A 22159-nucleotide genomic window follows, 5' to 3' on the forward strand; every position below is an offset into this window, starting at 1 on the left:
CTGAATGGAGGTGCCTATGCTCAATCAAGAATTAGAGCTCAGTCTGAATATCGCCTTTGCCAAAGCAAGGGACAACCGGCATGAATTTATGACCGTAGAGCACCTGCTGCTGGCGTTATTAGGTAACAAATCAGCCCGTGAGGCGCTGGAAGCCTGCCGCGTTAACCTGGCCATTCTGCGCCAGGAACTTGAGCATTTTATTGAACAGACCACACCGCTGCTGCCGGAGGGGGATGACCGCGAAACCCAGCCGACACTCAGTTTCCAGCGCGTGTTACAGCGTGCGGTCTTCCATGTTCAGTCATCCGGACGCAATGAAGTCAACGGTGCGAATGTGCTGGTGGCCATTTTCAGCGAGCAGGAGTCCCAGGGGGCTTATCTGTTGCGCAAGCATGATGTCAGCCGTCTGGATATTGTGAATTTCATCTCTCACGGCACCACCAAAGGTGAGGATGAAAACGAGGGCGGTCCGTCCTTTGATGAACCGTCACAGTCTGCCGCCGAAGAGAGTACCGGCGGCGAGGACAGCCTGGATAATTTCACCACCAACCTGAATGACCTGGCACGCAAAGGCCAGATTGACCCGTTGATCGGCCGTCAGGCGGAGCTGGAGCGCACCATTCAGGTGCTGTGCCGCCGCCGTAAAAATAATCCGCTGTTTGTCGGGGAATCCGGGGTCGGTAAAACCGCGATTGCGGAAGGACTCGCCTGGCGTATCGAGCAGGATGATGTACCGGAAGTGATCAAAGGCTATACCATTTTTTCTCTGGATATCGGCTCACTGCTGGCCGGTACCAAATACCGCGGTGATTTCGAGAAGCGCTTTAAGGCGTTGCTGAAAGTGCTGGAAAAAAACGAGAAAAGCATTCTGTTTATTGATGAGATCCACACCATCATTGGTGCCGGTGCGGCATCCGGTGGTCAGGTGGATGCGGCAAACCTGATTAAACCGTTATTATCCAACGGGAAAATCCGGGTGATAGGCTCCACGACCTATCAGGAATTCAGCAATATCTTTGACAAAGATAAAGCGCTGACCCGCCGTTTCCAGAAAATTGATATCAATGAACCGACTGCCGATGAAACCGTGCGCATCATTAACGGCCTGAAAGCCAAATATGAGGCACACCATGATGTGCGTTATACCGCGAAAGCCATTCAGGCAGCCGTGGATCTGTCGGTGAAATACATCACTGACCGCCATCTGCCGGATAAAGCCATTGATGTTATCGATGAAGCCGGGGCGAGAACCCGTCTGATGCCGCTGAGCCGCCGCAAGAAAACCATCGGTGTCGGCGAAATTGAGGCGATTGTGGCGCGGATCGCGCGTATCCCGGAAAAAACCGTGTCCAGCAGTGATAAAGATCTGCTGCGTAACCTCGACAGCCGCCTGAAAATGCTGGTCTTCGGCCAGGATCCGGCGATTGATGCCCTGACGGAATCCATCAAAATGAGCCGTGCGGGTCTGGGGAATGAGCAGAAGCCGATAGGTGCCTTCCTGCTGGCAGGGCCGACCGGGGTGGGGAAAACCGAAGTCACTGTGCAGTTATCCAAAGCAATGGGGATCAAACTGCTGCGTTTTGATATGTCCGAGTACATGGAGCGTCACACCGTCAGTCGTCTGATTGGTGCGCCTCCGGGCTATGTCGGGTTTGATCAGGGCGGGCTGCTGACAGATGCGGTTATCAAGCATCCGTATTCAGTGGTTCTGCTGGATGAAATCGAAAAAGCGCATCCGGATGTCTTTAACCTGTTACTGCAGGTGATGGATAACGGGACGCTGACCGATAATAACGGGCGCAAAGCGGATTTCCGCAACGTGATCCTGGTGATGACCACCAACGCCGGTGTGCGTGAAACCCAGCGCAAAGCAATCGGGTTTACCGAGCAGGATAACAGCACTGACGCGATGGCAGAAATCAAACGGGTGTTCACACCGGAGTTCCGTAACCGTCTGGATGGCATTGTCTGGTTTAATGCGCTGTCGCAGCCGATTATCGCTCAGGTGGTTGATAAGTTTATTGTTGAACTCCAGGCGCAGCTGGATGCGAAAGGTGTTTCCATTGAAGTGTCCGCCCGTGCCCGCACATGGCTGGCAGAAAAAGGGTATGACCCGGCAATGGGCGCACGTCCGATGGCTCGTGTGATTCAGGATAAACTGAAAAAACCGCTGGCGAACGAATTACTGTTCGGTGAGCTGGTGAACGGCGGTTCGGTGATTATCGATCTTGATAAGAAGAAAGATGAACTGACTTACCGTTTCAGTGCCCTGAAAGAGAAATCCGGTGACCCGGTAGCCTGATGAAAACGATCACCACAGGACACGCACGTCAGTGCGTTGCCTGTGGTGTCTTTTTATGAGGCGTGGCCTGCAGGGATCAGCGGCTACGGAAGACGATACGGCCTTTGCTCAGGTCATATGGGGTCAGTTCTACTGTAACCTTGTCGCCTGTCAGGATGCGGATATAGTTTTTACGCATTTTACCGGAGATATGTGCAGTCACAACGTGTCCGTTTTCCAGTTCCACACGGAACATCGTGTTCGGCAGTGTATCTAACACAGTGCCTTGCATTTCAATATTGTCTTCTTTGGCCATCTAATCCTCTAATGTTAATAACCAGTATTTTCAAACCGCAAGATAATGCCGAAAAACCGGGATTATGTAAAGGAATGATATTTTTTAAGCGCCGTATCTGAAACATAAAACGGGCTGAAACATACCATTTCCTGTTGGTTTACAGCGATTTTATAAAAAAGGCGGCAGCTGTGACGGCACCGGACGTGCTAATGTCTGCGGTTGCCAGCATGACTGCGGTAAATGATTATCGCGCAGCTGATAAAGCTGACGGATAAACGTTCGCCGCGGAATTTCCCGCGCACCCAGGGATTCGGTGTAATGATTCAGTATCTGACAATCAAACATTGCGCCGCCGTGGCCGGTAAAGTGGGCGAAAAATGTCATAAAAGCGATTTTTGACCCGTTACTGACACGGCTGAACATGGACTCCCCGCAGAACAGCGATCCCGTGTTCAGGCCGTACAGCCCGCCGACCAGGGTGTTATCATCCCACACTTCGACAGAATGAGCACGTCCTGCCTGATGCAGCCGGCTATACGCAGCCACAATATCATCCCCTATCCAGGTGCCCTCATCCCGCTCGGTACAGGCCCTGATGACCTGTGCAAAGGCATGATTCAGTGTCACCCGGTAAGGGTGTTTTTTCAGAATTTTGTGCAGTGAACGGCTGACATGTACCTCAGCCGGATACAGTACTGCCCGCGGATCCGGTGACCACCACAGAATGGGTTCGCCGGGGGAATACCACGGGAAAATACCTTCCCGGTAGGCAAGCAGCAACCGGGCAGGGGAGAGATCCCCGCCGGTCGCCAGCAGTCCGTCCGGGTCGGTCAGCGCGTGTTCAACCGGCGGAAAGAGAAGTTCCTCATCCAGCTGATAAAACGGCATCGGATCCCCCGGTCATGACCGGCATACGGTTCACAAACTGATAATAACGGCCTCTGCGCGCCAGCAGCGCGTCGTGAGAGCCTTGTTCGGCTATTTGCCCGCCATCCATCACGCACAGCGTGTCCATGTGTTCCAGGCCCTGTAAACGGTGGGTGATGATAAGCATGGTCCGGTCACGGCCGATATCCCGCAGCAGGGCGAGAATATGCTGCTCGGTATCCGCATCGAGGCCTTCTGTCGGTTCGTCAAGCAGCAGGAACGGCGCATTGTGCAGCAGGGCGCGGGCGATGCCGAGACGGCGCTGTTCACCGCCGGAGAGCAGACGACCGCCTTCGCCGATCCAGGCATTCAGTCCCTGGTCGTTATCCAGCAGATTTTCCAGCCCGACCTGTGCCAGTACGGCATTCAGCTGCGCATCGGTTGCGTCGTTATTCCCGATCCGCAGATTACCGCGCAGTGTGTTATTGAACACATGAATACGTTGCGGAACCACTGCCATCAGTGACCGGAGGGTGCTTTCATCATAAACAGCAATCGGCTGGTCATTCAGGCGGATTTCACCTTCACTGACATCCCATGCCCGGGTCAGTAACTGCAATAAGGTGGATTTCCCGCAGCCGGTTTTCCCCAGCAGGGCAAGGTGCTCACCGGCACGCAGTGTCAGGGAGATATCTTTCAGCACCGGCAGCGGTTGTCCCGGATAGGTAAACCCGACACCACGGAGGCTGACGCTGACCTGCGCGGAGGCTGCCGGGCCACTGGCCGGGAAAGTCACTTCCGGTTTGGTGTCCACTATCTGCGATACACGCTCTGCGGAGGTCATCACCTGACCGAGATGCTGGAAAGCCACCGCCACCGGGCCTAATGCCTCAAATGCCGCCAGCGCGCAGAAGACAAACAGGGCGATAATGGCACCGCTCTCACGGTACGGCCAGCTGACCCCGGAAGCCATCCACAGCATCAGCGCAACGGCAAATCCGGTCGCCAGAATAATAATCGCCTGGGAAAGCCCGGTCAGACCGGCCTGGCGCTGTTGCTGTATCAGCCAGCGCTGTTCTGTCTCTGCCAGCTGAGCGCGGAAACGGGACTGCGCACCGAAAATAGTCAGTTCTGCCTGTCCCTGTAATGCGCTGGTCAGCAGGGTGCGGTATTGCGCCCGCAGTGTGGTCAGCTGCACGCCGATGGGTTTACCGGCGTAATAGAACACCACCGGCAGGGCAAACAGCAGGAAGGTCATAAACCCGCCCAGCGCATAAGCAAGTGTCAGATCCAGAAAACCGAGTCCGAAGGTCAGGACCGCAATCACCACCAGTGCGGCGGCGATCGGCGAAATCACACGCAGATAGAGGTGATCCAGCGTTTCCACATCCCCCACCAGGCGGTTGAGCAGCTCTCCCTGACGGAAGCGGGCAATGCCGCCCGGTGTCAGCGGCAGGATTTTCTCAAAGGCAAACACCCGCAGATGTTTCAGCACACGGAAGGTCGCGCTGTGGCTGACCAGCCGCTCAGCATAGCGTCCGGCAGTGCGGGAGATAGCGGCACCGCGCACCCCGGCGGCAGGCAGCATATAGTTAAAAAAGGCAATGCCCGGTACACCGGCAATGGCGGTACCGGCGAGGAACCAGCCGGACAGCGTCAGCAGCCCGATACTGGCGAGCAGGGTGGCAATCGCCAGCAGGATCCCGAGCGTCAGTAAAAACCAGTGGCGGCGGTAGAGGGCTAAAAACGGCAGCAAAACACGCATGATTACAGATCCCCCGTCCGGTGTGACAGCAGCTGTGCAAAGGCACCCTGCTGCTGTTGCAGAGCAGCATAGCTGCCCTGTTCAATAATCAGGCCTTTATCCATCACCCAGACTTCATCGTAGTCACGGGTTTCTTCCAGCAGATGCGTCACCAGCAGGGTTGTCTGCTGACGGGCGGCATCATTCAGAGCATGCATCACACGCTCCTCACTGTGTGCGTCCAGGCTGGCGGACGGCTCATCCAGCAGCAGCAGATGACACGGATTGAGCAGGGCACGCGCCACGGCAATCCGTTGTGCCTGGCCGACAGAAAGCCGCGCGGCATTATCGCCGACCACGGTATTGACCCCGTCAGGCAGAGAATCAATAAAATCTGTCACATAGGCTTTTTCCATCACCGCTGTGATTTCCTCAGAAGAGGCATCAGGGCGGCTCAGGCGGATATTGTCCAGAATGGTCTGTTCCGGCAGATGCGGGTTTTGGCCCACCCAGCTCAGCTGTGCCCGCCAGCTTTCCGGGCTGATATCGCGCAGCTCCTGCTGATTGATCCGGATACTGCCTTCATACGGCAGAAAACCCAGCAGCAGATTGAGCAGTGAGCTTTTCCCGGCACCGCTCTGACCGACAAGCGCGATACGCTGCCCGGCATTCAGGGTGAAATTCAGCGGCCCGGCCAGTTTTTCCCCTGACGGGGCAAAAATCACCAGGTCGGTTGCGGTGACGGCAATTTGCTCTGCCGCTGCCAGCGGTTCTGTGCCGGGCAATTCATCATCATTGTTTTCGGCGGATAACAGGGTAAACAGCGATTCCGCTGCCCCTACCGCCTGGGCTTTGGCGTGGTAATACGTACCGAGGTCACGCAGCGGCTGGAAAAACTCCGGCGCGAGGATCAGGGCAATAAACCCGGCAAACAGCGTGACACCCATGCCGTAGCTGCCGAAATTCAGTTCACCGAGATAGGAAAAACCAAAATAGACCGCGACGACGGCAATCGAAATCGCGGCGAAAAATTCCAGTACGGCGGAGGAGAGGAACGCCATACGCAGTACTTCCATGGTGCGGGTGCGGAAATCCTCGGTGGCGTCATCAATCTGTTTCACTTCCTCACGCCCGCGGTGGAAGAAACGGATAGTTTCCAGGCCGCGCAGGCGGTCGAGGAAATCACCGCTCAGACGGCTTAATGCCAGGAAGTTACGGCGGTTGGCATCAGCAGCACCCAGGCCGACCAGTGCCATAAAGATGGGTATCAGCGGCGCTGTCACCAGCAGAATCAGGGCTGCCGTCCAGTTGATCGGGAACAGCGTGATCAGAATCATCAGCGGAATAGTGGCGGACAGGGTCATCTGCGGCAGATAGCGGGAATAGTAATCCTGCATATCATCAATCTGCTCGAGAATAATCGTCGCCCAGCTGCCTGCCGGTTTACCTTTCACCCGCACCGGGCCGAGCTGTTCCAGTTTATCCAGCACGGTCCGGCGGATATCACGTCTCACCACCTGCCCGCAGATAAACCCGACCCGTTCGCGGATCGCAGCAACAACGGCGCGGGCAATAAACAGTATGACCAGTACAGTAAACGGCGTGAGGAGCTGTTCGCGGGGCGTATGCTCCATAATGAGGGACTGAAGGAGAACAGCGAGGCACCAGGCCTGGCCGATAATCAGTAAACCGCTGAGCACACCCAGCAACATCGAGAGGCGCAACCATCGCCGCGCCGGTGCTGCCTGAAGTTTTAACCAGCGGACGAGTTCTGACTGTCTTGATTTATCCATTTTTTCTGTATGCAGGTGATAAGTAAAAATTTGGCTGAAATCAGCAGGATAATGCCATGGTACACGAAAAGGCGCTACAGATATAGCGCCCTGAAAATGCGGGATTATTTGTTGTCTGCGAGGCTGTCGAGATAGCGCTCGGCATCCAGTGCAGCCATGCAGCCGGTTCCTGCGGAGGTGATCGCCTGGCGGTAGATATGATCCATCACATCTCCGGCGGCAAACACACCCGGAACGGATGTCTGGGTTGCATTGCCGTGCGTGCCGGACTGAACACGGATATAGCCGTTTTCCAGATCCAGATGCCCCTCAAAAATACCGGTATTCGGGCTGTGGCCGATGGCGATAAAACAGCCCATCACCGGCAGCTCTTCGGTTGCGTCACTCCGGGTGTCACGCAGACGGACAGCGGTCACACCCATCTGATCGCCGAGTACTTCATCCAGTGTGCGGTCAGTGTGCAGAATGATGTTGCCGTTCTGAACTTTATCCATCAGACGATTGATAAGGATTTTTTCAGCGCGGAAGCTGTCACGGCGGTGGATCAGATGCACTTCTGATGCGATATTGGAAAGATACAGCGCTTCTTCCACAGCGGTATTACCGCCGCCGACGACCGCGACTTTCTGGTTGCGGTAAAAAAAGCCGTCACAGGTGGCACAGGCGGACACACCACGGCCTTTGAACGCGTCTTCTGACGGCAGGCCGATATAACGGGCCGATGCGCCGGTGGCGATAATCAGTGCGTCACAGGTATAGGTATTTTCGCCGGTCAGGGTAAACGGGCGTTTGCTGAAATCCACTTTCGTAATGTAGTCATTAACGATTTCAGTCTCAAATTTTTCAGCGTGTGCCTGCATACGTTCCATCAGACCCGGTCCGGTCAGACCTTCAGGGTCTCCCGGCCAGTTTTCCACGTCAGTGGTGGTGGTTAACTGACCACCGACTTCCACCCCGGTAATCAGCACCGGATTTAAATTCGCCCGTGCCGCATAAACCGCAGCGGTATATCCGGCAGGGCCGGAACCCAGAATAATTAATTTACTGTGTCGGGTTGCGTTCATGAACACCTCATTAACAGAATGGCAAAAAAGCGTGTACAGGATTGTAGGAGAAACCAAGGGGTAAAAAAAGGAATAAAAACGGCAGAGCACAAAATTGAAATGAGCCGGAAATGAGTCGGTTTTCAGGTGATTGTACGATAAAGTGATTATTCAGAAGATTCCTAAGTTGTTTGAATATCACACCAAAAGCGCGTCCTGTTTGTCAGCGAAACGTTTTTCTGCCATTTTCTTCAACAGGTTGTTCTGATTTTTGTTCATTTGCTTTGACAATCGGCTGCGCATTTGCGAAAACATCGGTGTAAGAGATTTTTATCCGTCAGGTTAATACCTCCTGTTATACAGGTGATATGTTTGTCCTGATGACGAAGCATGGTAATTTCAGCTTACGATGAGAGCGATAATAATCTGAATGTTCCGGTAAACTGGCACCGGTTGCGTATTTTTATAATCAGAAATGCAAAGAATTGGCCTGAAAACATGTTTTCCGATACTGATTTTGTTCTGTCAGGCAAGGAAAGTGTTATGGGTGTGGGAAAATAGTAAATAAGAGAGATAACGAGATGATTGATAACAAAAAGCGTCCGGGTAAAGATCTTGACAGAATTGACAGGAATATTCTTAACGAATTGCAGAAAGATGGCCGTATCTCCAACGTCGAACTCTCCAAGCGTGTGGGTCTGTCCCCGACTCCGTGTCTGGAACGTGTGCGCCGTTTAGAGCGTCAGGGCTTTATCACCGGGTACACCGCACTGCTGAATCCGCACTATCTGGATGCCTCCCTGCTGGTATTCGTGGAAATTACCCTTAACCGCGGGGCACCGGATGTGTTTGAACAGTTCAACACTGCCGTGCAGAAGCTGGAAGAGATTCAGGAATGTCACCTGGTTTCCGGTGATTTTGACTACCTGTTGAAAACTCGTGTGCCGGACATGTCTGCTTACCGAAAACTGCTGGGTGAAACTCTTCTGCGTCTGCCGGGCGTGAACGACACCCGTACTTACGTGGTGATGGAAGAGGTCAAACAAAGTAACCGTCTGGTCATCAAGACCCGTTAATTTGTTTCCTGCGTCATGTGCAAAACGGGATAAATCAGGTACACTCCTGTTTATGCATACAGTTTCAACGCTGAGCTACCCTCAGCGTTGTTCCGTTTTACTGACAGGAAAAAACCGGACGTTGCGTCAGGAAATGACATGAGCCAGGAATATACCGAAGACAAACACATTAAATTCAGAAGAATCAGCAGCGGGCGCCGGTTGCTGGAAGCCGTCCTTATTGTGATCGGGTTGTGCGCCGTCTTTCTGCTGGTCGCGCTTTTATCGTTTAATCCGTCAGACCCGAGCTGGTCCCAGACCAACTGGCATGAGCCGGTGAAAAATCTGGCCGGCAGTATCGGCGCCTGGTTTGCGGATATTCTCTTTTCCGCCTTTGGCATACTGGCTTACACCGTTCCCCCGCTGATGATTCTGGGGTGCTGGTCCGCCTTCCGCAGTAATGAAAATAAAGATTACGTAGACTTTTTCTCACTCTCGATGCGTATCATCGGGGGACTGACACTTATCCTCTCATCCTGCGCGCTTGCATCCCTGAATGTGGATGACATGCAGAACTTTGCGGCGGGCGGGGTGATCGGCAGTTTATTCAGCTCGGCACTGATGCCGTGGTTTAATGCGCTGGGTGCGACGCTCGCGCTGCTTAGTCTGTGGGCTATCGGCCTGATGCTGCTGACCGGCTGGTCGTGGATTACCATCGCCGAAAAAACCGGGGCGGCCGTGCTTTCGCCGATTGCTTTCCTCACCAATCACTCCCGTGACCGTTATGACGATCAGTATTACGACGAACAAGAATATGACGACGAGGGCGGGTATGACGACGATGAGGAAACGGATGCGAAGGCCGGGCACCGCAGCATACCGCAGACAGAGGCAGCTGCAGCGGCACTGACCGCCGTTGTCCCGGACAGTGAAGCGCAGATTCAGACCGCACAGTACCGTGAATACGATGATGCGGACGATGTGCTGTTATCCGTACCGAATGCGGCGGAACTGGCGCAACAGGCACATTATGAGGGGCCGGCGGATAACAGCGATCCGTTGCTGACTCCGGTACAGAATCTCTCAGTATCTCCGGAAACTGCCGCTGAAGCGGTGGTGTCTGCGGTACCGCAAATTGCCGCACAGGCGCAGACAGTACAGGAACATACTGCCCCGGTGGCGGACGAACCTGAACATTACCGTTTTGATGTTCCGGATGCTTACCGGACAACGCTTGATCTGAATGCCCCGATCAGTGTGCCGGATATTCAGCCTGAACCTGAACCGGCAGCGCCGCAACGGGAAAATCCGTTTGCGGGAAGTGACCGCACGGAACCGGTCTTTACGTTCGATCTGCCTGATTTACCGGATACCGATGATAACGGCAGCGCACATCTGAGCTCTGCAGCGGCAGCAGGTGCAGCGGCAGCAGGTGCAGCGGCGGCGTTCGGTGCGGCACAGGTCAAACAGGGGCTCGGGCCTGAACTGCCGCGCCCGAACCCGGTACGCCTCCCGACACGGCGTGAGCTTTACGGTATCCGCATTCCGTCTCAGCGCGACGCGGAACTTGAGCGTCTGCGCCGTGAGCAGGATGAATTTGCACAGCAGCACCAGCCGGAACAACCGGCAGCACAGTCAGAGCCGGATGAAGACGACGTATTACAGGCGCGTCTGCGTGATGAATTTATGACACAGCAGCGTGACCGCTACGGTAATGATGCGGACATATCTCCGGCCGCAGAGCCGGAGGCAGTGACAGAACCGGAAATTATCACCGGCACATCCTCCGCCTTTATCCCTGCGCCGTCTGCTTATCAGGCGCCGGTCAGCCATCACTCCTTTGCGTCTGTACCGCCGGCGGCGGATATTCACTCTGCGGCAGAAGAAGGGGATGAGGATAAGCGGGAATCTCAGCGTCTTCAGGCGCAGTTTATGCAGATGCAGCAACAGCGCTACAACGGACAGGCGGACGCGATTTTATCTGACCTGGCTGAACTGAAAGCGTTCTCTCCGGTGGAGGATCTGGTGGATCCGGAACCAGCAGAGCCGCTGTTTATCCCGACGCCGGTCACCGCGCCTGTGGCTGAACCGGCACCGGTTTATTCCGCGCCGCAGACCCCGGTTCAGAGCGTTGAACCTGTTGCCGTACCACCGCAGAATGCGGCACCGGTCACGTCACAGGAAGCTCAGTTACAAAAACAGATGGAAGAGAGCCTGTTCCATCCGTTCCTGGTCCGTAATGATCAGCCGCTGCCGAAATCAACCACGCCGATGCCGTCTCTGGATCTGCTGGCCTCACCGCCGGATACCATCGAGCCGGTGGATGAATTCGCTATGGAACAGACCGCCCGTCTGATTGAAGCGCGCCTGAATGACTTCCGCATCAAAGCCCGTGTGGTCGGCTATGAACCGGGGCCGGTGATCACCCGTTTTGAGCTGGATCTGGCCCCCGGCGTGAAAGCCTCGCGCATTTCTAACCTGTCCCGTGACCTGGCGCGTTCACTCTCCACGGTTGCGGTGCGCGTGGTGGAAGTTATCCCGGGCAAGCCGTATGTGGGTCTGGAACTGCCGAACGAAAAACGTCAGACCGTCTATCTGCGTGAAGTGCTGGACTGTGACGAATTCCGCGATACGCCATCACCGCTCTCGGTGGTGCTGGGGAAAGATATCTCCGGTCAGCCGGTGGTGGCGGATCTGGGTAAAATGCCGCATCTGCTGGTGGCCGGTACAACGGGCTCAGGGAAATCAGTCGGCGTCAACGCCATGATTATCAGTATCCTGTATAAAGCGAAGCCGGAAGAGGTCCGCTTTATTATGATCGACCCGAAAATGCTGGAACTCTCGGTTTATGAAGGTATTCCGCACTTGCTGACTCAGGTGGTGACCGACATGAAAGACGCCGCCAATGCCCTCGGCTGGTGTGTGGCGGAAATGGAACGGCGCTATAAACTGATGTCCGCACTCGGGGTGCGTAACCTCGCGGGATATAACGAAAAAATCCTGATGGCGGAATCCATGGGACGACCGATTCCGGATCCGTTCTGGAAACCGACCGACAGCATGGAAATGACGCATCCGGTTCTGAAAAAAGAGCCGTATATCGTGGTCATGGTGGATGAATTTGCTGACCTGATGATGACTGCCGGTAAAAAAGTGGAAGAGCACATCGCCCGTCTGGCGCAGAAAGCCCGAGCGGCGGGGATCCACCTGGTGCTGGCGACACAGCGTCCGTCTGTGGATGTGATCACCGGACTGATTAAAGCCAACATTCCGACCCGTATTGCCTTTACCGTCTCCAGTAAGATTGACTCCCGGACTATTCTCGACCAGGGCGGTGCGGAATCCCTGCTGGGGAACGGGGACATGCTCTATCTGCCGCAGGGCGCTAATGCGCCGCTGCGTGTTCACGGCGCGTTTGTCCGTGACCAAGAAGTGCACGATGTGGTCAATGACTGGAAAGCCCGTGGTCGTCCGGAATATATCGATAACATCACCCGTGGTGGTGAGGACGGCGAAGGCGGCAGTTCTGTCAGCGGGGAAGATCTGGATCCGCTGTTCGATCAGGCGGTACAATTCGTCACAGAAAAACAGCGCGTGTCCATTTCCGGTGTCCAGCGTCAGTTCCGTATCGGTTATAACCGCGCGGCGCGGATCGTGGAAGAAATGGAAGAACAGGGCATTGTCAGCGAACCGGGCCATAACGGCAACCGCGAAGTGCTGGCGCCGTCCTCAAATAACTTTTAATGACGCCGCTGCCTGCAAAGGCGGCGTCTGATTTATCCGAACGCATCATCAGGAATGCATACATGAAAAAGGTGTTTATCACAGCCTGCCTGCTGGCAGGTGCCGCAGTCAGTGCCGCACACGCAGATACCCGCAGTGATCTTCAGTCACGTCTGGGAAAAGTGAACAGTTTCCATGCGAATTTCGCACAGACCGTCACTGATGCTGACGGCGCACTGGTTCAGGAAGGAACAGGGGATTTATGGGTGAAACGCCCGAACCTGTTCAACTGGCAGATGAGCGCGCCGGATGAAAGTGTGCTGGTCTCTGACGGCAAAACACTGTGGTTCTATAACCCGTTTGTTGAGCAGGTCACCGCCACCTGGCTGAAAGATGCCACGCAAAACACGCCGTTTATGCTGATCACCCGTAATGACCCGGCAGACTGGCAGCAGTACATGGTGAGCCAGCGCGGCGACAGCTTTGAGCTGAAACCGAAAACCAGCAACGGCAATCTGAAATTATTTACTATCACTGTAACTCCGGACGGTATTATTCAGCAGTTTGCCGCCGTTGAGCAGGATGGCCAGAAAAGCAGCTATCAGCTCAAAGGGCAGCAGAGTACTGATGTGAATATGAGCAAATTCACCTTTACACCGCCGAAGGGGGTTACGCTGGACGATCAGCGTCAATGAGGCGTCAGTGACTAACTTTTCTCTCGATTTTTCGCAAAACGATTACCAGCCGCTGGCTGCCAGAATGCGGCCGGGGACACTGGAACAGTACATCGGACAGACTCACCTGCTGGCAGAGGGCAAACCGCTGCCGCGGGCAATCCGCGCCGGACAGCTCCACTCCATGATCCTGTGGGGGCCGCCGGGCACCGGGAAAACCACGCTTGCGGAAGTGATCGGTCACTATGCGGATGCAGATATCGAACGCCTGTCAGCGGTGACCTCCGGGGTAAAAGAGATCCGCGAAGCTATCGAGCGGGCGCGTCAGAACCGCAATCTGGGGCGCCGCACTATTCTGTTTGTGGATGAGGTACACCGCTTCAATAAAAGCCAGCAGGATGCGTTTCTGCCGCATATTGAGGATGGTACGGTCACCTTTATCGGTGCCACCACTGAAAACCCGTCGTTTGAGCTCAACTCCGCCCTGTTATCCCGCGCCCGTGTTTATCTGCTCAAATCCCTGTCACCGGACGATATCGAAGCAGTGCTGATTCAGGCGCTGAATGATTCTGAGCGCGGTCTGGGCGGACAAAATATCGTCCTGCCGGATGAGACCCGTAAACTGCTGGCGGAACTGGTTGCCGGTGATGCCCGCCGTTCGCTGAATGTGCTGGAAATGATGGCGGATATGGCTGAAACCGGCGCTGACGGCAAACGTGTTCTGACCACTGAACTGCTGAAAGAAGTCAGCGGGGAACGCAGCGCCCGTTTTGATAACAAAGGCGATCGCTACTACGATCTGATTTCCGCGCTGCACAAATCTGTGCGCGGCTCGGCACCGGATGCCGCACTCTACTGGTATGCCCGGATTATCACCGCAGGCGGTGATCCGCTCTATGTTGCCCGCCGTCTGCTGGCGATAGCGTCGGAAGATGTCGGTAATGCCGACCCGCGTGCCATGCAGGTCGCGATTTCCGCCTGGGACTGTTTTACCCGGGTGGGACCGGCAGAGGGTGAGCGGGCGATTGCTCAGGCGATTGTTTACCTCGCCTGCGCCCCGAAAAGTAATGCCGTTTACACTGCCTTCAAAGCCGCCATGCGCGATGCAAAAGAAGGGCGGGACTACGATGTGCCGGAACATCTGCGCAACGCGCCGACCAAACTGATGAAAGAAATGGGGCTCGGCAAAGAGTACCGTTACGCCCATGACGAAACGAATGCATATGCCGCCGGGGAAGTCTATTTTCCGCCTGAAATGCGTGATACCCGCTACTATTTTCCGGCAAACCGGGGCATGGAAGGAAAAATCGGCGAGAAACTCGCCTGGCTTGCTGAGCAGGATCAAAATAGCCCGATAAAACGCTACCGTTAATGCCGCTGTTGCGGTAAGGTGTGAAACAGATGACACTCCCGTTATAACAACAAGCACAGGAATAGCATGCTCGATCCAAATTTACTGCGTAATGAGCTGGACGCGGTTGCCGAAAAACTTGCTCGCAGGGGTTTTACCCTGGATGTGGACACGCTGCGCACTCTTGAAGAGCGCCGCAAGGTTTTACAAGTTGAAACTGAAACTCTGCAGGCTGAACGCAACTCCCGATCGAAGTCCATTGGTGAAGCGAAAGCCCGCGGTGAAGACATTGAAGCAGTGCGTCGTGAAGTGAACCTGTTAGGGGATAAACTGGATGCTGCTAAATCTGCGCTGGATGAAGTGCAGGCTGAGTTACGCACCATTGCTCTGAATATTCCTAACCTCCCGGCAGACGAAGTGCCGTTTGGTAAAGATGACAGCGATAACCCTGAAGTCAGCCGCTGGGGCACACCTAAGCAGTATGATTTCGAAGTGCGCGATCACGTTTCACTCGGTGAAATGACCGATGGCCTGGATTTCCCGGCTGCCGTCAAACTGACCGGTGCGCGTTTCGTTGTGATGAAAGGCCAGATTGCCCGCCTGCACCGCGCTATCGCTCAATTCATGCTGGATCTGCACACTGAACAGCACGGTTATCAGGAAATTTATGTACCGTACCTGGTCAATCAGGATACGCTGTACGGCACCGGCCAGTTACCGAAATTTGCCGGTGACCTGTTCCATACCAAACCGCTGGAAGAAGAAGCGGAAACCAGCAGCTACGCGCTGATCCCGACCGCAGAAGTGCCGGTCACCAACCTGGTCCGTGACGAAATTCTGGATGAAGCCGACCTGCCGCTGCGTATGACTGCTCATACACCGTGCTTCCGTTCCGAAGCCGGTTCGTATGGTCGTGATACCCGTGGCCTGATCCGTATGCACCAGTTTGACAAAGTTGAGCTGGTTCAGATTGTGCATCCGGAAAAATCCATGGAAGCGCTGGAAGAACTGACCGGTCACGCTGAAAAAGTGTTACAGCTGCTGAACCTGCCATACCGCAAAGTGCTGCTGTGCACTGGTGACATGGGCTTCGGTTCCCGTAAAACCTATGACCTCGAAGTCTGGGTTCCGGCACAGAATACCTACCGTGAAATCTCATCCTGCTCTAACTGCTGGGATTTCCAGGCGCGTCGTATGCAGGCACGCTTCCGTGGTAAAGATGATAAAAAACCACAGCTGGTTCATACCCTGAACGGCTCCGGTCTGGCTGTCGGCCGTACCCTGGTGGCTATCATGGAAAACTATCAGCAGGCTGATGGTCGTATCGAAATTCCGGAAGTATTGCGTCCGTATATGAAAGGTCTGACACATATCGGCTGATTGCCGGTCCGTTGTCACTGATCTGATAAAAATCCCGCCGGTAAAAACCCGCGGGATTTTTTTGTCTGTATTTTACCGATCACAGTGTGCTGAATTTTTTACTTTCAAAGATATTGCGGGTGGCTTCGAAATGTTCGCGGCGTGGTGAGGTCAGGTGAGAATCCCAGCGCGGATTAAACAGAATATAATAGCCATGCTGATGCAATATGTGCAAAAGTTGTTTCAGCCCGTCCTTATTTTCAGCTGTTACAACCTGAGGAAGATCACCTATTTGTTCCGGCAAAAAGAAAGTGGCGGGAAAATTATCATCCAGTTCAGAATACGGGTTTGCCGCATCCATACCGTGATGAACAACGTCACAGCCCGGCTTGCAGTTCAGTGCGGAATTGATCGCCGGTATCAGGTCAGTAATGCGTTGTGAACAATTACCATAACCCGGATGTGCCAGTGCCAGTAACTCTTTGCGGATAGCATCCTGAACAGATGCCCGGCGTAAAATCTCTTTCGGGGGTAATGAAACCGGGGTTTGTATCCCTTCTGTTACTGTGGCCCTGCGGAAGAACGGCTTTTTTGGGGTATCAGATGAAAGCAGATAGGCACGCTGGCGTATATGTTCTTCCGGACTGATACTTTTTATTCTGAGTGTATCCTGTATGCCGTGGTCTTCCATCCGGTGTGAAACAATCATCAGGTCATAATCTGCAGTCAGTGGCTTGTTAACCTCCGGAGAATATAACACCTGTACCGGTTTTTCATTGTCTGCAGGAAAAATGGTGTACAAATCATCACCGGCTGGTTTGGCTATATAACGGGTGATCTGTTCCCGGCTGCCCGAAGATACGGATAACGTATAAGTGATTCTTCCTGTCTCATCATGGCTGAGTGGTGGCTGGCATTCACTGATCAGATTCATCTCAATCAATTCTCTGATACGTTGTGTGGTGATAACCAAATCGCCGGGTTCAGCGTATTTTCCCCTGATACATTGCTGTATCTCTTCATTCATCCGGCTGATTTTACCGGTATTATCACCCGGTTTATTACCCAGCTTACTAAGATGCTGTTCAACCGGAATAAACCCCGCCATTGGCCCGAGATTAGCGCTTTTACCTTTGATATGAAAACTTTTGGTCGGATAACCGGCATTGATAAGACCTGTTGCGGCGCGTTCAACCGGCCGGAAACTGATAACCAGTTTTTCTTTTTCTGCGAAAGTCAGAAGTGGTGTGAGATGCTTTTCAGCAATACCGCTGCGGTGAAGAATTTCTGCCTGACCGGTGATCAGAAAAGGACGTTCTTTTTTTGTTTCAGCTGCGGGCTGATGAGGCGTATCCGGTGTACAGACAGAAACCGGTGAGGGGAATGACGGAGTGATTCGCAGCATAAGTATTATCCCTGGATATAAAACGATAAGGATAAAAAAATGACAGAAAAAAAGTGCCAGAAAACAACCGGAAACAGATACAAAAAGACATAATATCCGACCATATTTTCTGTATCTGGTACCACGCTGAGATTACCTGTAAACAATATTCAGACTTGATATTGTATTCACGGTGCCATACCGCTCACTCTCCGGATATTGTTACGGGAGACGATGTGTTTTAAAAAATAAGGATGGAGAACAGATAAAAAAGGTAAATCGTCAGAAATCTGACAGCACACCGGAGTGTGCTGTTAATAACAAAAGGGTGGTGACTTAATACATCACTTTATGACCGTAGCTTTCGAGGATGGATTTTACTTTTTCCATGGTCTCTTTTGACGGTGGCTTAACACCATCAAGTTTGTATTCTTCATTCATTGCCGTCCATTTATGCTTTCCTAACTCGTGGTAAGGCAGCAGTTCAATCTTCTCGATATTCTTCATATCTTTGGTGAAATCACCGAGAAGGTGGGCGGAATGCTCATCATCAGACCAGCCCGGCACGACAACATAGCGCACCCAGGTTTTCTGATTCCGTTCAGCGAGATAACGGGCAAACTGTAATGTACGGTGATTGGATACACCGACTAAATTCTGGTGGATGCTGTCATCGAGTTGTTTTAAATCCAGCATAACCAAATCGGTTACTTCCATCAGCTCGTCAATGACCGGGTCATAACGGCGGACAAAACCATTGGTATCCAGGCAGGTGTGAATACCTTCTTTTTTACACTCACGGAACCAGTCACGCACGAACTCAGCCTGCAGTATCGCTTCACCACCGGATGCTGTCACACCACCGCCGGATGCATTCATAAAGTGGCGGTATGTGACCGCTTCTTTCATTAACTCGTCCACAGTGACTTCCTGACCGTCATGCAGATCCCATGTATCGCGGTTATGACAATACAGGCAACGCATCAGACAGCCCTGGAAAAAGACGATAAAACGAATGCCCGGGCCGTCAACGGTCCCGCAGGATTCAAATGAGTGAATACGACCTAATACTGACATGACAGGATTACTCCAAAACTGACCAGTTATAATAAAGGCCCCGAAACAGAGGGGCCTTTTAGTTTAAGTTATTTTAATAAGACAGCAAACGGTTACCGCACAAATTACATGGATTTTGTGAATGTACGGGTAATAACGTCTTTCTGCTGTTCTTTAGTCAGTGAGTTGAAACGAACGGCGTAACCAGAAACACGGATGGTCAGCTGAGGATATTTCTCAGGATTTTCCATTGCTTCTAACAGCATTTCACGGTTCATTACGTTCACGTTCAGGTGCTGACCACCTTCGATGCTTGATTCGTGGTGGAAGTAACCATCCATCAGGCCTGCCAGGTTAGTACGACGAACATCGTCATCTTTACCTAATGCGTTTGGAACGATAGAGAAGGTGTAAGAAATACCATCTTTCGCGTAAGCAAACGGCAGTTTAGCAACGGAGGTCAGAGAGGCAACAGCACCTTTCTGGTCACGGCCGTGCATAGGGTTAGCACCTGGTCCGAACGGAGCGCCTGCGCGACGGCCGTCAGGGGTGTTACCGGTTTTCTTACCATACACAACGTTAGACGTGATGGTCAGAATTGACTGTGTAGGAACCGCGTTACGGTACATGTGGTGTTTCTGAATTTTCTTCATGAAACGTTCAACGATGTCACATGCGATATCATCAACACGGGAGTCGTTGTTACCGAACTGCGGATATTCGCCTTCGATTTCGAAGTCAACAGCCAGGCCGCTTTCGTCACGAACCGGTTTAACTTTCGCGTATTTGATTGCAGACAGGGAGTCAGCTGCAACAGACAGACCCGCGATACCACATGCCATTGTACGATATACGTCACGGTCATGCAGAGCCATCAGCGCTGCTTCGTAGCTGTATTTGTCGTGCATGTAGTGGATGCAGTTCAGCGCGGTGACATAGTTAGTTGCCAGCCAGTCCATGAAGTGATCCAGACGATCCATAACAACATCGTAATCCAGAACATCTGAGTGAATTGGTTCGTGTTTCGGACCAACCTGGATTTTCAGTTTTTCGTCAACACCGCCGTTGATTGCATACAGCAGGGTTTTAGCCATGTTTGCACGGGCACCGAAGAACTGCATTTGTTTACCGACAACCATCGGGCTCACGCAGCATGCGATTGCGTAGTCATCGTTATCAAAGTCAGGACGCATCAGGTCATCGTTCTCATACTGTACAGAAGAGGTATCGATAGACACTTTAGCCGCATAACGTTTGAAGTTCAGAGGCAGTTTTTCAGACCACAGGATGGTCATGTTTGGTTCCGGTGAAGGACCCATGGTGTACAGGGTGTTCAGGAAACGGAAGCTGTTTTTGGTGACCAGAGTACGGCCGTCGGTACCCATACCTGCCAGAGATTCTGTTGCCCAGATTGGGTCACCGGAGAACAGTTCATCATACTCAGGGGTACGCAGGAAGCGGACCATACGCAGTTTCATGATCAGGTGGTCAACGATTTCCTGAGCTTCAACTTCGGTAATTTTGCCTTGTTCCAGGTCACGCTGGATGTAAACGTCCAGGAATGTGGAAACACGGCCGAAGGACATTGCAGCACCGTTCTGAGACTTAACTGCAGCCAGGTAGCCGAAGTAAGTCCACTGTGCAGCTTCCTGTGCGTTAGTTGCAGGACCGGAGATATCCAGACCGTATTTGGCAGCCATTTCTTTCATCTGGCCTAATGCACGGTGCTGTTCTGAAATTTCTTCGCGCAGCTGGATAGTTTCACGCAGATCTTCACCGCTTTCTAATTTAGGCTGCAGAGAAGTGAACTGGGCGAATTTGTCTTTCATCAGGAAGTCGATACCGTACAGTGCAACACGACGGTAGTCACCGATGATACGACCACGGCCGTATGCGTCAGGCAGACCGGTCAGAACACCGGATTTACGGCAGCGGATGATGTCCGGAGTATAAACGTCGAACACACCCTGGTTGTGAGTTTTACGGTATTCGGTGAAGATTTTTTCGACTTCAGGGTTCATTTCGCGGCCGTAGGCTTTGCATGAACCTTCGATCATACGGATACCACCGAACGGCAGCATTGCACGTTTCAGCGGTTTTTCAGTCTGCAGACCAACAACTTTTTCTAAATCTTTGTTGATGTAACCGGCATCGTGAGAAGTGATAGTAGACGGCAGATCAGTGTCAAAATCGATAGGAGCGTGGGTACTGTTTTCGATTTTGATGCCTTCCATAACTTTCGCCCACAGAGCAGATGTTGCCTCTGTAGCGCCTGCTAAGAAAGACTCATCGCCTTCATATGGGGTGTAGTTTTTCTGGATAAAGTCACGGACGTTAACTTCCTGTGACCAGTCACCCAGATTAAAGCCTTGCCATGCTGAAGCGAATTTTTCATTTAATTCTGACATGATACTTTACCTTTTAACAATGGAACTTAGAAATTCAGTCGTGATAAACAGAGATTAATGCTTCTGGTCACCGCGTAAATGAATCAGCCAATAAGTCAGACCTACTAAAACTGCACCACCAATAATGTTGCCGATGGTGACCGGAATCAGGTTATTAATCACAAAATCAGAAACTGTCAGTGACGGAAACTGTTCAGGCGACGAACCAACCATAGTCCAGAATTCAGAAGGTGCAAAATTTTTAATCATAATCCCCATCGGGATCATAAACATATTGGCGATACTGTGCTCAAATCCGCTGGCAACAAACATACCGATAGGAAAGACCAGGACTAACAGTTTATCGGTCAGACTACGGCCGGCGTAGCTCATCCATACCGCCAGACAAACCATTAAGTTTGCCAGAATCCCGAGACAGACGGCTTCAGTAAAGGTGTGATGAAGCTTATGATCCGCTGTTTGCAGGATATTTAATCCCCACAGCCCGTTGGCTGCCATATACTGTCCGGCGAACCAGATAAGGGCGACAAAGAAGAGGGCGCCGATCAGGTTACCGAAATACACACGGGTCCAGTTTGCAAACATCTGTCCCCAGGTGATACGCCCGGTGGCTTTTGCCACGCTGGTTAATACGGTGGAGGTGAATAAGTCAGCCCCGCAAACCACAACCAGCATCAGACCGAGCGAGAAACATAAACCACCGATAAGTTTAGCGATACCAAAAGGCACTATGCCTGCGGTACCGGTGGTGGCGGTAATATAAAAGACAAAACCTACTGAGATGAAAATTCCTGCCATAAATGCAGATAAGTATGTGATGTGAGGGGCTTTCGTTGCTTTATAGACACCCACATCGTCTGCAACATGTGCCATAGCGGCAGGAGATAATAAATTAAAAAGTGCGTCAGTTTTCATAATGCTAACTGTCTCTTGATTCCAAATAATTATAGCACGCAATGATAGTAGCAAAGGGTGAAAAAATTAAACTTGATGTGGATCATAAAGGCGTTCAAGAGAATCGTCAAATACCCTGAGAAAAGTTGAAAAATCAATGTAAGGTTATGTATATAAAAGAAAAACAATTTTTTAAAAATTATAAAATATTTTTATTTTTTATTTTTTA

Annotated in this window: 15 protein-coding genes; 6 read left to right on the forward strand and 9 right to left on the reverse strand. The window is 52.5% G+C overall.

Annotation, left to right across the window (positions count from 1 at the left end; translation table 11 throughout):
- Positions 1–16 precede the first annotated feature (16 nt).
- Positions 17–2302: an ATP-dependent Clp protease ATP-binding subunit ClpA gene (gene clpA / locus ACF8OF_RS06765; RefSeq protein WP_262860097.1), complete on the forward strand. Its 2286-nt coding sequence runs from the start codon at positions 17–19 to the stop codon at positions 2300–2302.
- Positions 2303–2378: 76 nt separating this feature from the next.
- On the opposite strand, the gene infA is transcribed toward clpA, so the two are convergent.
- The 5 genes from infA to trxB form a co-directional block, all read right to left on the reverse strand.
- A complete protein-coding gene (gene infA, locus ACF8OF_RS06770; protein ID WP_002211347.1) occupies positions 2379–2597 on the reverse strand; it encodes a translation initiation factor IF-1 in 219 nt (72 codons plus the stop codon).
- Between the two features lie 150 nt (positions 2598–2747).
- The gene (gene aat, locus ACF8OF_RS06775; protein WP_279798126.1) at positions 2748–3467 is read right to left on the reverse strand and encodes a leucyl/phenylalanyl-tRNA--protein transferase; all 720 of its coding nucleotides are present in this window, start codon (positions 3465–3467) and stop codon (positions 2748–2750) included.
- The gene (gene cydC, locus ACF8OF_RS06780) at positions 3445–5211 is read right to left on the reverse strand and encodes a cysteine/glutathione ABC transporter ATP-binding protein/permease CydC (protein ID WP_262882400.1); all 1767 of its coding nucleotides are present in this window, start codon (positions 5209–5211) and stop codon (positions 3445–3447) included. Before cydC ends, aat begins: the two co-directional genes overlap by 23 nt.
- Positions 5212–5213: 2 nt before the next feature.
- On the reverse strand, positions 5214–6983 hold the full coding sequence (gene cydD / locus ACF8OF_RS06785) for a cysteine/glutathione ABC transporter permease/ATP-binding protein CydD (RefSeq protein WP_392496119.1): 1770 nt from the start codon (positions 6981–6983) through the stop codon (positions 5214–5216).
- Between the two features lie 104 nt (positions 6984–7087).
- Positions 7088–8047: a thioredoxin-disulfide reductase gene (trxB, locus tag ACF8OF_RS06790; RefSeq protein ID WP_262882402.1), complete on the reverse strand. Its 960-nt coding sequence runs from the start codon at positions 8045–8047 to the stop codon at positions 7088–7090.
- Between the two features lie 560 nt (positions 8048–8607).
- On the opposite strand from trxB, the gene lrp reads away from it, so the two are divergent.
- From lrp to serS, 5 genes are all read left to right on the forward strand, one after another.
- Entirely contained in the window at positions 8608–9102 is a 495-nt protein-coding gene (gene lrp / locus ACF8OF_RS06795) for a leucine-responsive transcriptional regulator Lrp (RefSeq protein WP_004235807.1), read from the forward strand.
- Between the two features lie 138 nt (positions 9103–9240).
- A complete protein-coding gene (locus ACF8OF_RS06800) occupies positions 9241–12825 on the forward strand; it encodes a DNA translocase FtsK 4TM domain-containing protein (protein ID WP_392496120.1) in 3585 nt (1194 codons plus the stop codon).
- Positions 12826–12887: 62 nt separating this feature from the next.
- A complete protein-coding gene (gene lolA, locus ACF8OF_RS06805; RefSeq protein ID WP_025153643.1) occupies positions 12888–13499 on the forward strand; it encodes an outer membrane lipoprotein chaperone LolA in 612 nt (203 codons plus the stop codon).
- Positions 13500–13506: 7 nt separating this feature from the next.
- On the forward strand, positions 13507–14850 hold the full coding sequence (locus ACF8OF_RS06810; protein WP_262860092.1) for a replication-associated recombination protein A: 1344 nt from the start codon (positions 13507–13509) through the stop codon (positions 14848–14850).
- 66 nt (positions 14851–14916) lie between these two features.
- Complete coding sequence (gene serS / locus ACF8OF_RS06815) at positions 14917–16209, forward strand: serine--tRNA ligase (protein WP_262882404.1); 1293 nt, start codon at positions 14917–14919, stop codon at positions 16207–16209.
- A gap of 79 nt (positions 16210–16288) precedes the next feature.
- On the opposite strand, the gene ACF8OF_RS06820 is transcribed toward serS, so the two are convergent.
- The 4 genes from ACF8OF_RS06820 to focA all read right to left on the reverse strand — a co-directional run bounded on the left by ACF8OF_RS06820 (position 16289) and on the right by focA (position 21951).
- On the reverse strand, positions 16289–17593 hold the full coding sequence (locus ACF8OF_RS06820) for an anthrax toxin-like adenylyl cyclase domain-containing protein (protein WP_392496121.1): 1305 nt from the start codon (positions 17591–17593) through the stop codon (positions 16289–16291).
- A 315-nt stretch (positions 17594–17908) separates the two neighbouring features.
- Positions 17909–18649, reverse strand: a complete 741-nt coding sequence (gene pflA, locus ACF8OF_RS06825) for a pyruvate formate lyase 1-activating protein (RefSeq protein WP_004235814.1) — start codon at positions 18647–18649, stop codon at positions 17909–17911.
- 104 nt (positions 18650–18753) lie between these two features.
- Positions 18754–21036, reverse strand: coding sequence for a formate C-acetyltransferase (pflB, locus tag ACF8OF_RS06830; RefSeq protein WP_072870941.1), 2283 nt, complete (start codon positions 21034–21036; stop codon positions 18754–18756).
- A gap of 54 nt (positions 21037–21090) precedes the next feature.
- Positions 21091–21951 carry a formate transporter FocA gene (gene focA, locus ACF8OF_RS06835; protein WP_025153649.1) on the reverse strand — a complete coding sequence of 287 codons (861 nt, stop codon included), beginning with the start codon at positions 21949–21951 and terminating at the stop codon, positions 21091–21093.
- Positions 21952–22159: the final 208 nt, after the last annotated feature.

The organism is Morganella sp. TYF_1, from assembly GCF_043105645.1.
Classification (GTDB): Bacteria; Pseudomonadota; Gammaproteobacteria; order Enterobacterales; family Enterobacteriaceae; genus Morganella; species Morganella morganii_B.

Bases quoted from the DNA above. Each gene is read 5' to 3' on its own strand.
- focA (WP_025153649.1), bottom strand. From the start codon at position 21,951: ATGAAAACTGACGCACTTTTTAATTTATTATCTCCTGCCGCTATGGCA.
- serS (WP_262882404.1), top strand. From the start codon at position 14,917: ATGCTCGATCCAAATTTACTGCGTAATGAGCTGGACGCGGTTGCCGAA.
- pflA (WP_004235814.1), bottom strand. From the start codon at position 18,649: ATGTCAGTATTAGGTCGTATTCACTCATTTGAATCCTGCGGGACCGTT.
- aat (WP_279798126.1), bottom strand. From the start codon at position 3,467: ATGCCGTTTTATCAGCTGGATGAGGAACTTCTCTTTCCGCCGGTTGAA.
- trxB (WP_262882402.1), bottom strand. From the start codon at position 8,047: ATGAACGCAACCCGACACAGTAAATTAATTATTCTGGGTTCCGGCCCT.
- cydC (WP_262882400.1), bottom strand. From the start codon at position 5,211: ATGCGTGTTTTGCTGCCGTTTTTAGCCCTCTACCGCCGCCACTGGTTT.
- lolA (WP_025153643.1), top strand. From the start codon at position 12,888: ATGAAAAAGGTGTTTATCACAGCCTGCCTGCTGGCAGGTGCCGCAGTC.
- ACF8OF_RS06820 (WP_392496121.1), bottom strand. From the start codon at position 17,593: ATGCTGCGAATCACTCCGTCATTCCCCTCACCGGTTTCTGTCTGTACA.
- ACF8OF_RS06800 (WP_392496120.1), top strand. From the start codon at position 9,241: ATGAGCCAGGAATATACCGAAGACAAACACATTAAATTCAGAAGAATC.
- infA (WP_002211347.1), bottom strand. From the start codon at position 2,597: ATGGCCAAAGAAGACAATATTGAAATGCAAGGCACTGTGTTAGATACA.
- clpA (WP_262860097.1), top strand. From the start codon at position 17: ATGCTCAATCAAGAATTAGAGCTCAGTCTGAATATCGCCTTTGCCAAA.
- pflB (WP_072870941.1), bottom strand. From the start codon at position 21,036: ATGTCAGAATTAAATGAAAAATTCGCTTCAGCATGGCAAGGCTTTAAT.
- cydD (WP_392496119.1), bottom strand. From the start codon at position 6,983: ATGGATAAATCAAGACAGTCAGAACTCGTCCGCTGGTTAAAACTTCAG.
- lrp (WP_004235807.1), top strand. From the start codon at position 8,608: ATGATTGATAACAAAAAGCGTCCGGGTAAAGATCTTGACAGAATTGAC.